The sequence below is a fragment of the Vibrio sp. SSH13-20 genome, from assembly GCF_040104475.1.
GTDB lineage: Bacteria > Pseudomonadota > Gammaproteobacteria > Enterobacterales > Vibrionaceae > Vibrio > Vibrio harveyi.
In genome coordinates this window covers 595,198-610,186 of record NZ_JBECOU010000003.1, presented here as the reverse complement: position 1 = coordinate 610,186, position 14,989 = coordinate 595,198, and the positions used below count along the sequence as shown (strand labels likewise).

9 protein-coding genes are annotated in these 14,989 nt (G+C 41.3%); 7 read left to right on the top strand and 2 right to left on the bottom strand.

Going from position 1 to position 14,989, the window contains the following annotated elements:
• Window positions 1-155: 155 nt before the first annotated feature.
• The 7 genes from ABMY42_RS11595 (at window position 156) to ABMY42_RS11565 (ending at window position 13,968) form a co-directional block, all read left to right on the top strand.
• Window positions 156-1,772: a class I SAM-dependent DNA methyltransferase gene (locus tag ABMY42_RS11595; protein WP_349266311.1), complete on the top strand. Its 1,617-nt coding sequence runs from the start codon at window positions 156-158 to the stop codon at window positions 1,770-1,772.
• The gene (locus tag ABMY42_RS11590; protein WP_349266310.1) at window positions 1,762-3,138 is read left to right on the top strand and encodes a restriction endonuclease subunit S; all 1,377 of its coding nucleotides are present in this window, start codon (window positions 1,762-1,764) and stop codon (window positions 3,136-3,138) included. The genes ABMY42_RS11595 and ABMY42_RS11590 overlap by 11 nt, the downstream gene beginning before the upstream one ends.
• A 225-nt stretch (window positions 3,139-3,363) precedes the next feature.
• Window positions 3,364-6,663, top strand: a complete 3,300-nt coding sequence (locus ABMY42_RS11585) for an HsdR family type I site-specific deoxyribonuclease (RefSeq protein WP_349266309.1) — start codon at window positions 3,364-3,366, stop codon at window positions 6,661-6,663.
• On the top strand, window positions 6,663-7,346 hold the full coding sequence (locus tag ABMY42_RS11580; RefSeq protein WP_349266308.1) for a hypothetical protein: 684 nt from the start codon (window positions 6,663-6,665) through the stop codon (window positions 7,344-7,346). The genes ABMY42_RS11585 and ABMY42_RS11580 overlap by 1 nt, the downstream gene beginning before the upstream one ends.
• 9 nt (window positions 7,347-7,355) lie before the next feature.
• Window positions 7,356-9,842 (top strand): hypothetical protein, encoded by a 2,487-nt coding sequence (locus ABMY42_RS11575; RefSeq protein WP_349266307.1) that lies wholly within the window; start codon window positions 7,356-7,358, stop codon window positions 9,840-9,842.
• Window positions 9,839-12,340, top strand: coding sequence for an antiviral RADAR system adenosine deaminase RdrB (gene rdrB / locus ABMY42_RS11570; RefSeq protein ID WP_349266306.1), 2,502 nt, complete (start codon window positions 9,839-9,841; stop codon window positions 12,338-12,340). The genes ABMY42_RS11575 and rdrB overlap by 4 nt, the downstream gene beginning before the upstream one ends.
• A gap of 326 nt (window positions 12,341-12,666) precedes the next feature.
• A complete protein-coding gene (locus ABMY42_RS11565; RefSeq protein ID WP_349266305.1) occupies window positions 12,667-13,968 on the top strand; it encodes a hypothetical protein in 1,302 nt (433 codons plus the stop codon).
• Here ABMY42_RS11565 and ABMY42_RS11560 read toward each other — a convergent pair.
• Both ABMY42_RS11560 and ABMY42_RS11555 read right to left on the bottom strand, forming a co-directional pair.
• Window positions 13,938-14,831, bottom strand: coding sequence for a tRNA(His) guanylyltransferase Thg1 family protein (locus ABMY42_RS11560; RefSeq protein WP_349266304.1), 894 nt, complete (start codon window positions 14,829-14,831; stop codon window positions 13,938-13,940). The genes ABMY42_RS11565 and ABMY42_RS11560 overlap by 31 nt on opposite strands.
• Window positions 14,824-14,949, bottom strand: coding sequence for a hypothetical protein (locus ABMY42_RS11555; protein WP_257977414.1), 126 nt, complete (start codon window positions 14,947-14,949; stop codon window positions 14,824-14,826). The genes ABMY42_RS11560 and ABMY42_RS11555 overlap by 8 nt, the downstream gene beginning before the upstream one ends.
• Window positions 14,950-14,989 lie beyond the last annotated feature (40 nt).

Here is a 14,989-nt window from a genome sequence, read left to right as displayed (position 1 = left end):
TGACCTTGCAGGGGGGAGGGGGCTCCCTTCTCTCTGTAACCCGCGCAAATATTGAATCCATATCAACCCAACGAATCTCATTTCATATATAATCCTACGCCATGATTGACTTGTCCCACCAGCAAAGTCTCAACTTGATATAAGTAGTACCAAACATGGCAAAAGCACCAACAAAGAAGAAAGCCCCTGCGAAAAAGAAAGGCTTTGAAGAAACCCTTTGGGATACCGCCAACCAGCTGCGCGGTAGCGTTGAATCATCAGAATACAAGCACGTGGTATTGAGCCTTGTATTCCTTAAATTCATCAGCGACAAGTTTGAAACGCGTCGCCAAAAGATGATCGACGATGGCCAAGAAGCCTTTGTTGAAATGAAAGAGTTTTACCAACAAGACAACATCTTCTACCTAGAAGACGCTTCTCGTTGGTCATACGTGCAAAAGCACGCTAAACAAGACAACATTGCCGTCATCATTGATACTGCTTTGTCTAATATTGAAAAAGCCAACCCAAGCTTGAAAGGCGCATTGCCAGACAACTACTTCTCTCGTCAAGACCTTGAAGTGAAGAAGCTTGCGTCACTGATCGATACTATCGAAAACATAGACACACTAGCTAATGAGTGTGATATGAGCGAAGAAGACCTAGTAGGTCGAGTCTACGAATACTTCCTTGGTAAATTTGCGGCAACCGAAGGTAAAGGCGGTGGTGAGTTCTATACGCCAAAGTCAGTGGTAACTCTACTTACAGAAATGCTAGAGCCATTCCAAGGTAAAATTTACGACCCTGCCTGTGGTTCGGGGGGGATGTTCGTGCAGTCTTTGAAGTTTGTAAAACAGCATGAAGGCCGCACCAAAGATATCGCGATTTATGGTCAAGAGCTGACGTCGACCACCTATAAGCTGGCGAAGATGAACTTAGCCATTCGTGGTTTATCAGGCAATTTGGGTGAGCGCCCAGCGGATACCTTCTTTGCGGACCAACACAAAGATCTTAAAGCTGACTACATTATGGCGAACCCGCCGTTTAACATCAGTCAATGGCGTGATGAGAATGAGCTAACCAAAGACCCGCGCTTTTCTGGCTACCGCACTCCGCCAACAGGTAATGCCAACTATGGTTGGATTCTGCACATGCTGTCTAAGTTAAGCGAAACAGGCACGGCAGGTTTTGTATTGGCCAACGGTTCAATGAGTTCAAACACTTCTGGTGAAGGGGAAATCCGCCAGCAGCTTATCGAGAACGATGTGGTGGAATGTATGATCGCACTACCGGGTCAGCTGTTCTACTCAACCCAAATCCCAGTTTGTATTTGGTTTATCACCAAGAACAAGCAAGCCAATGCAGCGAAAGGCTACCGTCAGCGTGAAAAAGAAACTCTGTTTATTGATGCTCGTGAAATGGGCACCATGACCAGCCGCGTACACAAAGAGCTAACTGTAGATGACATCGCGCTAATTGCTGATACCTACCACGCATGGCGCAGCGACGACGCCGAGCTAAAAGCCCGAGTAGAACGTGGCGATAGTAAGCTGGAAAAGTACGAGGATGTGGCAGGCTTCTGTAAGCAAGCAACTTTTGATGAGATCAAAGTCAACGATTTTGTGCTCACTCCAGGGCGTTACGTCGGCGCTGCTGAACTAGAAGACGACGGTATTCCGTTTGAAACTAAGATGCGTGAGCTGTCCCAAACTCTATATAGCCAAATGAACCAAGCCGAAGCGTTAGATAAAGCGATTCGCAGCAACTTGGAGGCATTGGGTTATGGGGAGTGAGTGGAAAGTTAGGTTACTTGGTGACTTGTGTACTGAGATAACAGTTGGTTTTGTCGGATCAATGACTCAAGAGTATGTTGAATCGGGAGTCCCTTTTCTTCGCTCTAAAAATATCGCTGAATATAATGTTGATTGGAATGACATGAAGTTTGTTTCCAACGAATTTCATCAGAAACTATCTAAATCAAGCTTGAAAGCTGGTGATGTCGCAATCGTAAGGACTGGTAAGCCAGGAACTACATGTGTCATTCCTGAAAGCATTAAAGAAGCAAACTGTTCAGATATCGTCATTGCGCGAGCCAATAAGGAAATTCTTAACCCCCATTATTTGGCCTATTTTATGAATGCTATGGCTCATGGGCAGGTGAACGCTCATGTGGTTGGGGCTGTTCAACAGCACTTTAATGTTGGTTCTGCGAAGAAAATAGAGATACCTCTACCGGCATTAGAGCAGCAAAACAAAATAGTAGATGTGCTCAAGGCTCTGGATGATAAGCATCGAGTCAACAACCAAATCAACCAAACCCTAGAGCAAATGGCACAAACGTTGTTTAAATCTTGGTTTGTTGATTTTGACCCAGTGATTGATAACGCTCTTGATGCTGGCAGTGACATTCCTGAAGTATTTGAAGTGCGTGTTGAACGCCGCAAAGCTGTGCGTGAAAGCACAGGCTTTAAACCGCTGCCTGATGATGTTCGTAGGCTCTTTCCAAGTGAGTTTGAAGAAAGTGAGTTGGGTTGGGTGCCTAAGGGGTGGAAACGCGAATCGGTAAGTGACGTAATTCAGATTAATCCGAGAGTTAAACTTCCAAAAGGAACAGAAGCCCCATTTGTGGAAATGAAAGCTCTTCCTACTAGCGGTTATGCAGTCGAAGAGGTCTCTAGTAAAGCATTTACAGGTGGTGCTAAATTTGAGCAACACGATGTTCTTCTAGCTCGAATTACCCCATGTTTACAAAATGGAAAAACAGGGTTTGTAGACTTTTTAAACGAAGGCGAAGTTGGCTTTGGTTCAACTGAATTTATCGTTATGCGTCAGACCGAAGATGTTCACTTTGGTTACGTTGCTTGCCTCGCTAGAAACGAGAAATTTAGAGTCCATGCAATGCAAAGTATGGTCGGATCATCTGGTCGACAGCGTGTGCAAAATAGCTGCTTTGATAGCTTCGTTATTACATTACCAACGAAAGACGTTATGTCTATGTTTGCCAAGATGAGCGAAAACTACTTCTCTAAAATGCGCACCAACAAGCTTGAGTCTGATAATTTGGAAAATCTCCGTGACACACTACTTCCCAAACTGATCTCAGGCGAATTACGTTTAGATTCACCAGAAGTAGAGCAAGCCAAAGCGCTGGTGGAATAACCCGTTTCGTCATTCCGGTAAGTGAGGAATGAACTTGTCCGGAATCTCGTTTTGGGTTTGGAGAACGAAAAGCGAGATCTCAGACACCTCGTCCCTCGGTTCTGAGATGACGGAAGTGAGTAATACTCAGATGCGAAGGGGAAGGCTCTAAAGCAAAGAGCCTTTTTCATACCACGAAAAACAATAACAACCATACATAACGTCAAACAGCAGTAGGAAAAGGCGATGAGCTTAAAATTTACTGAAGCCAAACTCGAACAAGCCATCATTGAGTTGTTGGGTGAGCAAGGCTATCCCCATGTTGTGGGTGAGCAAATAGTCCGTGAAGACAAAGAGCAAGTGCTGCTTCTCGATGATTTACGCACTTACCTTGCCAAGCAATATCAAGCTGATGAGATCACAGACGGTGAGATTGACCAAATCGTCCACCAGCTTAATCGCCTACCTGCTAGCGACTTATACGAAAGCAACAAGACGTTTTGTGACTGGCTTGCTAATGGTTTTCTACTTAAGCGTGAAGACCGCTCCAAGAAAGACCTCTACATCGAGCTGATAGACACTAAACACTTGGCACAAGCACTGCGATTAATGTTTGTGCCTCTTCTGGAAGACAAAACACAATCTGCTGAGCCAAAAGTCGCAGAAGATCGGCTTAGTTACTTCGAACCCGTAGACCAAAACATCTACAAAATCGTTAATCAACTGCACATTGAAAACGGCGATGAAGAGCGTATTCCTGATGGCATTCTTTACATTAACGGTTTACCGCTAGTCCTATTTGAATTCAAAAGCGCTGTACGTGAAGAGCAAGCGACCATCTATGACGCGTGGGAACAAATCCACATCCGCTATAAGCGTGCTATGCCTAAATTGTTTGTGTTTAACGCCCTGACGATTATTAGCGATGGCGTGAATAACAAAATGGGTAACGCCTTTGCCCCTTATGATTTCTATTACGCTTGGCGCAAGGTGACAGGTAACGAGTCCACTGAAAAACAAGGCATCAATTCTCTCTATACCATGATAGCGGGCCTGTTTGATAAAACTCGATTGTTAGACGTGTTGAAAAACTTCATCTTCTTCCCTGATACCTCGAAGAAAGAAGTGAAAGTGTGTTGTCGTTATCCTCAATACTACGCAGCTCGTAAGCTTTATTACAACATCGACAAAGAGCGTAAGCCATGGGGTAGCGGTAAGGGCGGTACTTATTTTGGGGCGACAGGTTGTGGTAAGAGCTACACCATGCAGTTTTTGTCTCGCTTGTTGATGAAGAGCGTTGATTTTGAAAGCCCAACCATTGTTCTTATTACTGACCGTACCGACCTAGATGATCAGCTCTCTGAACAGTTCTGTAATGCCAGTGATTATATCGGCGACGAGATGGTGGTTTCTGTCACTAGCCGACAAGACCTTCGTGACAAACTACAAGGAATAAAAAGTGGTGGTGTGTTCCTCACTACTATCCACAAGTTCACTGAAGACATTGAAGTGCTTTCTGACCGTACCAACATCATTTGCATCTCGGATGAGGCGCACCGCTCTCAAGTCAATCTCGATAAAAAGGTCACACTGCAATACAAAGACGGCGTCGCTGTCGATGTAAAAGAGAGCTACGGTTTTGCTAAGTATCTTCATGATTCATTACCTAGTGCAACGTATGTTGGCTTTACTGGCACGCCTATTGATGCAACGCTAGATGTATTCGGTAACCCTGTAGACAGCTATACGATGGCTGAGTCTGTGAATGATGAAATCACGGTACGAATTGTTTACGAGGGCCGTGCCGCAAAAGTTATTCTCGATAATAGTAAGCTGCAAGAAGTCGAGAAATACTATGAGGAATGTGCTGAGGCAGGCGCCAGTGAGCATCAGATTGAAGAGAGCAAAAAAGCTTCTGCCAACATGAATGCCATCTTAGGTGATGAGGACCGCTTGGAAGCATTAGCCAAAGACTTTGTGGTTCACTATGAAGAGCGTGTAGCCGAAGGTTCAACGGTCAAAGGCAAAGCGATGTTTGTCTGTGCAAGCCGTGAAATCGCCTATGATTTTTACAAACAAGTGAAGCGACTTCGCCCTGAGTGGTTCGAAATTAAAAAGTGCCTAGAGGGTGAAACCTTAACTGAACAAGAAGCTAAAGAGATCCTGCCTTTAGCCATGGTGCAAATGGTGATGACTCGTGGCAGTAACGATGAAGACGAGCTTTACAAGTTGCTCGGAACCAAAGATTACCGCAAGTCGCTAGATGCTCAGTTTAAGAGCCCGAAATCTAACTTTAAGATCGCGATAGTCGTGGATATGTGGCTAACGGGTTTTGATGTACCAGAGCTCGACACCATCTATATCGATAAACCACTACAGAAGCACAACCTGATTCAAACTATCTCACGTGTAAACCGTAAGTTTGAAGGCAAAGACAAAGGTTTGGTCGTTGACTATATCGGTATTAAGTCTCGAATGAACCAAGCACTTGCGATGTACTCAAAGGCCGATGAAAGTAATTTTGAGGATGTGCAACTCTCGGTAGTAGAGGTTAAGAATCACCTCGATCTGCTGGGTAAGATGTTCCATAACTTTGACCGTTCCGGATACTTTAGTGGCGAACCTAGATTGCAGCTTGAGTGCTTAAATCTTGCCGCAGAGTTTGTCTTGGTGAACAAGAAGAATGAACACCGCTTCATGGGCTTAGTAAAGCGTTTAAAAGCGGCTTATGACGTATGTTGTGGTAGTGAGTTGCTTTCTAAGCAAGAACGCGACTTGATTCATTTCTACATTGCTGTTCGGTCAATCATTTACAAGCTGACCAAAGGTGATGCGCCAGACACGGCACAAATGAACAAGCATGTTCGCGAATTAGTGGCAGAAGCGCTGCGTGCTGAAGGCGTAGAAGAAATCTTCACTATTGGTGAAGAGCAAGCAGAATCCATCGACATCTTCGATGACGAGTACATGGAGCGAGTTCTAAAGCTTAAACTGCCTCATACCAAAATCCAGTTGCTACAAAAGCTGCTAGGCAAAGCCATTAGTGACTTTAAAAAGGTAAACCAGCTCAAAGGTGTCGATTTCTCGAAGCGCTTACAATCGCTGGTGGATCAATACAACGAGCGCCGTGAAGGTAACGAACTGCGAGGTGAAGAGTTCGAGCCATTCGTGGATGAGATGTTTGACGGCATTATTAAAGAGATGACGTCTCTAATGAGCGAGATGGTAACTGAGCTCACGTCATTCGAGGACCTCGGTATCGATATGGAAGAGAAAGCTTTCCTCGATATCTTGGAGCACATGCGCACCAAGTATGAATTTGAATACGAAGACGACAAGATGCTAGAGCTCGCCAAAGAGATGAAAGTGATTGTCGATGACGTTGCCCAATACCCAGATTGGGCAGGGCGGGATGATATCAAAGCCAAGCTTAAGGTAGACCTGATTTTGCTACTGCATAAATACGGCTTCCCGCCGATCGCAAATGATGATGTTTATAAAGGCGTGCTAGAGCAGGCTGAGAATTATAAGAAAGGTAAAGGTTGATGAGTAGTGAAGTAGGTCCGTCGCAAACTGGTGATGTAGCAATTGATGAAATTAATTATTATTTATCCAAATATGAGAAACGTCGAGATGGTTTTTATTACAAGCATAAATTAACGCGCAGATTGTCGATATTAAGTGTTTTTTGGATAGCAATCTCTATTGGTATGATATCTAGTAAAGCTGTCTTTGGTATAGATCTAATCACATTAGTCCCGTATCAATTTGTGGGATTTGATGTAGTGAATTGGCATTTGATTGTATTTTGGCCAGCAATTATCTTTTTTCTATCTATGAATAACTTGGGGACATCTTGCAAGGCAATTTTTCTGCTCGAGTTTGCTGCACTATTGGTGTTTTATTCGAAGCCTGCAATTGTATTATTAGCCATTGTTCATACGACTATTTTTGTCACATGTTATGCACTTAACCGCATGAATGGTTATACCAGGGGGTGGAGCCGTAATCGATTGGCGACAGAACATCTTGAGCGTTTAAAACGAGAATATTTAATTGCTATTAACGGGCAATCTGATGAGTTTATTCGCATTGAACGAGATAATACATTAGCAAAACTATCTGAGATTGATACAAAAAATAGAGAAGCAGCACACGCTGATATTGTCGGTGATTACATTGCGGTACACGATGGCGCGTTCGGTTGGATTAAAGGTTTAAGGAAGTAGGTATCAAAAATGTCAGAGTTTTTATTAGATTTAGATAAGCCCGAATATGATGATTTGTTTATTACATCGACTGGTGAGAGAGAGTTGTGGCAGCGTGATGCGATGCATTCTTTGGTTGATAAATTAAGGATTAACCTCGACGCAGCTAAGAAATACTGCAAGCAAAGACAAAAAGATCGAAAGAAGACTAACCTATCACATAACTCCATTTTTTTAACGGGTGAGCGTGGGTCAGGTAAAACGGTATTTTTACGTAATGTAGAGCAGATCTGGCAATATAAAGCAGATATGAGTATAGAGAATGACATCGGTTTTTTAGATGTTATCGACCCAACCATGTTGATGAATAATGATAGTTTTGCAAATGTTGTAGTTGCAGAGATTTATCGTAAAGTTGAGGAGTACAACTCAGTAAATAATGTCAATTCAGGTCATAGAACTGCTTTCTACAACGCACTCAAATCCTTATCAGAATCTCTTGGTAAAAAAGATGAATTCAATGGTCATTCTGGTATTGATAAAATTCTGCGCTATAACTCAGGTATTCAAGTCGAGAAAAACTTTCATCGTTATGTTGAAGAAGCAATCAAGATTCTCTCATGCTCAGCATTGGTGTTACCGATTGATGATGTTGATATGTCATTGCAAAAAGCGCATGAAGTGATTGATGATGTGAGACGCTTACTTGGTTGTCCATATATCATCCCAATAGTTAGTGGTGATGTCGCGCTTTATCAGCAGATGATCAATGTCGACTTTGATGAGCGTGCTTACAAAGAGCACTCTAATGAATATTTAAAAAAATCTGGGGTAGAGCTTGCAAAGGGTTTATCTGATGAGTATTTGAAAAAAGTCTTTCCTGCTCAGATGCGCTTACCACTAAATGGTATCGTACGAGTTATTAATGGGTTAAATATCAAAGAGAGCAATAAAGAGAGAAGTATATATGTTTATATGAATAAGTTTTATCATGAGTTCTACTTTTTACTTCATCGGCAGCACCACTCAAATGAGTTACCTGTACCTGAAACTGCTAGGGAGTTAACGCAATTAGTTCGTTCATTTTCATTGACAAACTTGAATGAAAAAGATGGTTTTATGTTGTGGTCTGCATACCGTTCTTACAGTGAAGCTAAGAAAGATGCTGAAGGTTATGTAAATTCTTTATCTTATCTAATAGCAGATTCTCGTAGGGATTCAGGAAACTTTTCTTTAAGAGAGTTACCAATATTTAACCCTCTATTACAATTAAATCGTATTTATTCATGGGCTGAGAGAGATGTTTATTCAACGCAAGTTGAAGCGGCTAATAGAATAAGTGAGGCTGAAAATGGGAAGTTTATTGAGCGAAAACTTTTAGAATCAGATAAAACTCTAACTTCGATGCCTCCTTACGATTATCATAATAATCGTTTTCATATTCCTAAGAGCTCTATTGAAAATGAAAAAAATCCGAATGAACGTTTGCTAGCAGTGTATACCAGTAACAACTACTACTCTGCGTTGGCAAATACTACTCCAATCATTTTTGTTGGCAGAGCCTTTGAACTGATAGTACTATCGTTTGTTTCTGATGGTCATAGCTTATCATCTCAGCTAACTAGATGTTTGTATGATACACCTATGCATAGTGTCTTTTCTTTAAATATAACAAAACATATTAGTGCGCTAGACATCGATGATGATGAAAATATCGTAGATAGTGATGATGTCGATTTGGGTAATGGTGATGAAGTACTTAGTTGGTTAATAGAAAGTGTCGATAGGTGGAAATCTGATAATAAAGTATTTTTCGACAGTGTTGATGGTCTTAACCTACTACCTATTTTTGCGAAAATGTTTAATCAAGTATTTACGCAAATTAGCTTTCTAAAAAGTAAACTAACTAATAAAAACTACAAAGAAGAACACCTAAGTGATTTTGCTTGTCGATTTGAATATATAGTTAATAATGCAGCTTTGATTCAAATGAATGACGTTAAAGTAGTTCTCGCAAATACAGCACAAACCAATAATTATAATACGCTTAGAAATAACAAAGAGTTCTTTAGTTCAGATAAAACGATTACAAGAAATATATCAGCAGTCAAGAGTAGTGAGCATGAGAATTCAGAATTTGCTAATTTGTTTTACAATGCACTATCAACTCACCCAGTTTTTCAAATGAATGTATCAAAAAGTAACGATAATCAGGCGATCAGAAAAACAAGTTATAGACTACCTTGGCAAGATAAGAAACAAACGGTTAAGCAAGCTTCTGAAGAGTTTGATTTGTTGATGGATAAAGCTATTGCATCATCAAGAAGTTTATCTCAACGACGTAAGTTTGATAAAAATGATTTCGCGAATTGGTTTAACCATGACTTTAATACAGCATTAAAGATGGCAAGAAAGGCGGTACGATTAGTTGACAATACGCCAGAAATAGAACCAAAAGGTACCACAAATAAAGGTAAAGCTTTGGAAGTTATGCGCCACTATGTGTATAAGTCATGATTAAAATATCGCTAAAACTTGCTGCTTACGCTTCGTTCTTAAGCTCAGATAAAGCTATTCAGCAGAAACAACAGGCTTTGTTTGCAAAGAGCTTTTATAGTCATCATATCAAAGATTATCAGCCTCTATTTGAGGAGCCATTGCGTGATGATGATATTCAAGCTGTATACTCTTGGCTTAATCTAGGCTCTTTAACGGTTCAGCAAGTTTTATCACGACTTGCTGGTTACTTTTTAGAGTGGCAAGGTGATCGATTCGAAGTGAAACCTGAGCTTCTAGATGAATGGCTTACGCTCCTATCATTGGTTGATTGCAGTTGGTTGATTGCACAGGCTTATGTTGATTTGATGGTGGGACATGAGATTTCAGCACAAGATATTTCGGGAGCCATTGCTAATCGGCAATGCCCAGTGGCGTTACATAGAAAGCCGGTAAGTAAGAAGTTTGCAGATAATCATATCCATTTAGGTGGGCATGGTTATACAGGTAACTCTTTGGTTAACTTTGCACTGTTCTTTGAAGAACTTACTGGAAAAATTCATTGGCCAAGAAGAGCAGAGTACTCAGTTTTTGAAAGTGGTAAGTTGGATAAAGATAGCTTACCTCACTGGGTCAACAATTTAGGTAACAAGCTCTGTCATTCACTATTTGATAACTCCGTTGATAAAGGGGCTATTCCACTCGATTCAACACTGATTATAAATAAGCAAGATGGTGTCGCCTTCCTACAAGCAAGCAATACAGATACACCAGCTCAGAAACTTGCCAAAAATGCCACTTCCCGAACTGATGGTAATGCAACTGCATGGATTGAGTTTTGTGCTGCACTATTACTTGATAAAAGTGAGGAGGAACATGCATTGCTAGAGCAGTTTATTCGACTATCGAATATTTTCCGAAATTACATGATTGTATCGGGTGTAGGGCTGACACAGTTTGTGGATTTCTTTAGGTTTAAGCCTCGAAAGGGATTTGAATCTAAGCATAATGATCAGTTTGCTCGTCAATCACTGCATACTGATATGACGAATACTGCAAGGGAATTTAGGGTTGGGGCGAATGTCCTTCTTGACTCTAGACAACTATTAAAAGCGCGCCCTGACGTACGGAAGTTACTAGAACATTTGAATAGTGACAATGCAGTTGGAAATTCGCATTTCGTTATTCACTTTACTAGGTCTGGAAAGCGTGAGGAAAAACTCCAGAAACACACTCGTGAGCAGCTTCATAAAGTGACAAGATCTCTGATGTCATTTATGGGGTCTGTTAGTCACGCGGATAGTTTGGTTCCCATTCTAGGTCAAGAAGAGAAACTGAGCTTTGATCTACGAAAAGCGATACGAGGTTTTGATGTCGCTGGAAATGAAAACCATCTACCAATTGAAGTCTTTGCTCCTACCTTACGAGTATTAAGATCTGCCAAATTTCCAAGCCAAGGTATGTTCAGTACACGTATTGAACGACCTTTTCTTACTGTACATGCTGGTGAGGATTATAGTCACCTCTTGAGTGGTTTACGCAACATTGATGAAGCCGTGGTTTTCTGTGATTTTCAGCAAGGTGATCGTATTGGTCATGCTTTGGCTTTAGGTGTAAATCCACGTCAATGGCTAAGGCGTCAGCAGACCGCTTATCTGCCTGTGGGCGAGCATCTAGATAATCTAGTATGGGCACACCAAAGAGCGATAGAGGTGCTACAACTGAGTTCTCAATTTACTGGTGTATTACCTCTACTTGAACAAAAGATCCAATTTTGGAGCAAGATTGTTTACGGAAAAAATCATTCTCCTTTTGACCTGTACAAAGCTTGGTTGCTTAGAAAGAACTGTCCTTTAAAAGTAGGCTTTGGAGCTGATGAAAAGGGTCATGAAGTATTAGAGGCTCACTCTTTGAATGAGGACTGGGTATTAAATAGAGATGATTTAGACACAACACATTCAACAAAGCAGAAAGAGCTCTGGAGCCAATATCTATTTTCGAACGATAAAAGAGAAATCAAATACACCCAAACAGTCGCTGTATACTCTGAAGTTACAGGAAACGATACTTTTGGTGAAAAATTCGGTCAGCTTTTTGACTCTATTTCAGAAGTTGAAATTAAGCTTTATGAAGCGATTCAAGACCTTTTAATGGAGAGGTATGCGATTAAAGGGGTTGTTTTGGAGGCATGTCCAACGTCAAATATCTATATAGGTCGCTTTAAACATTATCATGAACACCCTATCTATCGCTGGTATCCCCCAGAAGAAACTTGGCTGGAAAAAGGCGGGAAGTTCAATAAGTATGGGCTGCGTAAGGGCTCAGTCCCCGTATGTATAAATACAGATGATAGTGCTTTGATGCCTACTACAATTCGCAATGAACATCGAGTAGTGAAAGAGGCTGCGATTAATCACTTCGGTGTTGGCGTCAATAAAGCAGAGGATTGGATTGACTGTATCCGTCAAAAGGGAGTAGAAGTGTTTGAAGAAAATCATTTGTGTTGGGTTAATGATTAACCCAACACAAATGTAAATTCATTACAAGGAAGCATAACTGCTATGTTTAAAATGCGTCCACACCCAGAAGATATGTACCAACGCTATAAGGAGTTAGCTAATCGGCCATTCAAACTCCGAGTTCCTTATGTGTCGGTTAGTGATTCCACAGCTTGGCGAGTTTCTATTCTTTTTATTTTACTCCCTCTCATACCGGTTTGGGGGCCAGCCCAACTGTGCTCCTGGTTTCTAAAGAAAAAAAGAATGACCAAGTTAATGCATGAGGAATCATCAAGGATGCGACGTTATAAAGTCGGACGAGTTTATAGTAATTAAAGGAATTACTTGTGTTAGAAAAACAGGTTCCAATAAAAACTGAACTTGAAGAACTAGAGTCTGCAATTGTAAAAGCCAGCCTAGACATTACAAAGGACAGGCCTTTTAAGTTTGTCCATGGTCCGCAGAATTATTTCTTACCGTCCATGCAAGATGCTTGTGAGTTATTAGGTGTAAAGCACAATGCGACTACTATGCTGGATAGGTTGGAAGAGGCTGGAGTTAAACGTCCGAACATATCCTCAAGTGCCCTTCATGAAATAGGGCGAAATGGTGTTGGGAAGTCAGTATTCAAAAGGTTCATGAGCGTTTTTACGCAGCCAGTAGCGACATCTCTGATGAGCCCAATGCTTCGTTTTCTTTTGGGTAAGGATGAGGAGCTTGAGAGGGCTAGTAGAGTTAGTATTAACGCCCTTCAATGGTTGAGCTTTTCAAAATCTTTAAACGCTCAACCATCGAATAACTTTCGTTGTCTAAGCTCATTTATTGTCGAGCGAAGTAACAAGCAAGTTGAATTGTTGGAACGTGTCAAAGCAGCTTCAGCTGGTGGAAATAGTAACCAAAGCCTCAGTTCATCTTGGGGTTCTTGGGTTACCCCCCTTTATTTAGAACATACATTGATCAATGAAGAAGTATTGAACTTCATCGGTGAGCTAGTAAAAGAAGAGCTAGATACAAGTCAGTTGGACAAGCATCAAACCTCAGTGTTGGTTCGTTGTATGTTCGATATTGAATATGACTTTTATCTCAACTTGCTAGCCTCTTATGAGGTTGACTATGTTGTTTCCCATGGGGAGGAGCCAAAGGCTGACAAGAGGTGGTTGATATCGAAAGTACTAACAAGGTACACGCATAAGGATAATTCTCATACATCGACTCGGTGCCTTGTGGCAGTTTTGCTTGAGTGGTTTAAGGAACATGACATTGACTTTACTTTCACGGATTTAGCCTCTTGTGTTCCTTACCAAGCCTCGGAAGGTACTACCGATGAAGTAGATGTGTTAATCGCTCAAAAGAATAAGCTACATAAATGGTTAAGAAGTATTGATTTACCGTCCCATAGTGCGTTGAATGACTTTCTCGAGGTCATTGCAGCTAAAACAGGAACAACAATCGATTATGGGTTAGGAGATGTATTTTCGAGCGTATTTGCGATTGATAGAGCTCTAATGGTTAAGAGCTCATTAGTAAATAAAGAGTTTGGCGACGAAGTTGATGTGTTTTCTATCTGGAAGCAATGTTTCGGTGCTTACAGTGAATACTACAAGTTCCACTGCGAACGTTATGAAGGAATTGTAGATAACTCTTTGTGATCGTCGTACTCTGATCTCGTGGAGCTATTAAGCTCGCGGAGGTTTTGTTCTGTGAAGTCGATTTGCCTAGAGTAAAGAGGCATAAACTTAGATAGAGACTTGTTTTGGTAACTCGTTAGCTTAGAGTTGTCTTTACATGGTGATAAGAAGATACAACCTTTGTTTATGTCCTCAGTGCTAAGCCTTAACTCTCTGTATTTTTCAAAGTAATACTCAGTGTCATTTTCATTGTCACGGAACAGCTCTTCGTCAGGTACCCCTTTTAACCTCAAAGCCTTTGCCATCGTATTCCTGTTGTAAGTTGCGGCTCTATAGGCGACGTATTCTTTTACTTCTTCAGTTGTTGAGAGCACTAAAGGTCTTCCATCAAATGACCCTGAAAGCTTCGTTTGAGGGTCTTGGGCAAGCCCATTCTTTGTAAAAAAACAGCTGAACGTTGATGCCATCGTGGTTACTAGCTTCATTATTGAATGATCAAGGTAACTCTTACTGGTATTCAAGATAAAAGAAACTTCATCTGAAGCGATGAGCACACCTAAAAAGATCTGCTGTGCGTTGGATGGGGTTTTTCTTCTCATTACGTAGTATGTATCTTGAGCTGCTTTTAACATTACTTTTTGAAATAGCTTGTTTTCGAGATGGTCTTTCAAACATCTCTTACTCAAGCCAATACCATCTAGCCGAATAACCAGGTACGTATCTTGTGGGACAGAGCCCATCTTTGCAGAGCGTTGTTCGATAGCTTTGAATTTAGCGTGCTTGTCACATAAGGTTGTTATTTCAGAAGCAATACACATTTTCTCTTCCTTGTTTCCAGTAGGTGAGGAGGACGTCATCTCTCCCCCTCCTAGAGTTTTATTCATGGTCTTCTAGTTGCTCTTGCCAGTCGTCAGGTCTTTCTTCTTCTCCTCGGCTTTGCCAGTACGCATCGTGTTCTGGGTCTAGTTGCCGAGAGTAATTATCCCAATCATGTTTTTCCATTGTGTATCTCCGTTTTAATGTTCGGGCTTATGATGACAAA

Excerpts from the sequence above, each read along its gene's own strand:
- rdrB (WP_349266306.1), top strand. The coding sequence starts at position 9,839 with ATGATTAAAATATCGCTAAAACTTGCTGCTTACGCTTCGTTCTTAAGC.
- ABMY42_RS11595 (WP_349266311.1), top strand. The coding sequence starts at position 156 with ATGGCAAAAGCACCAACAAAGAAGAAAGCCCCTGCGAAAAAGAAAGGC.
- ABMY42_RS11575 (WP_349266307.1), top strand. The coding sequence starts at position 7,356 with ATGTCAGAGTTTTTATTAGATTTAGATAAGCCCGAATATGATGATTTG.
- ABMY42_RS11580 (WP_349266308.1), top strand. The coding sequence starts at position 6,663 with ATGAGTAGTGAAGTAGGTCCGTCGCAAACTGGTGATGTAGCAATTGAT.
- ABMY42_RS11560 (WP_349266304.1), bottom strand. The coding sequence starts at position 14,831 with ATGAATAAAACTCTAGGAGGGGGAGAGATGACGTCCTCCTCACCTACT.
- ABMY42_RS11590 (WP_349266310.1), top strand. The coding sequence starts at position 1,762 with ATGGGGAGTGAGTGGAAAGTTAGGTTACTTGGTGACTTGTGTACTGAG.
- ABMY42_RS11585 (WP_349266309.1), top strand. The coding sequence starts at position 3,364 with ATGAGCTTAAAATTTACTGAAGCCAAACTCGAACAAGCCATCATTGAG.
- ABMY42_RS11555 (WP_257977414.1), bottom strand. The coding sequence starts at position 14,949 with ATGGAAAAACATGATTGGGATAATTACTCTCGGCAACTAGACCCAGAA.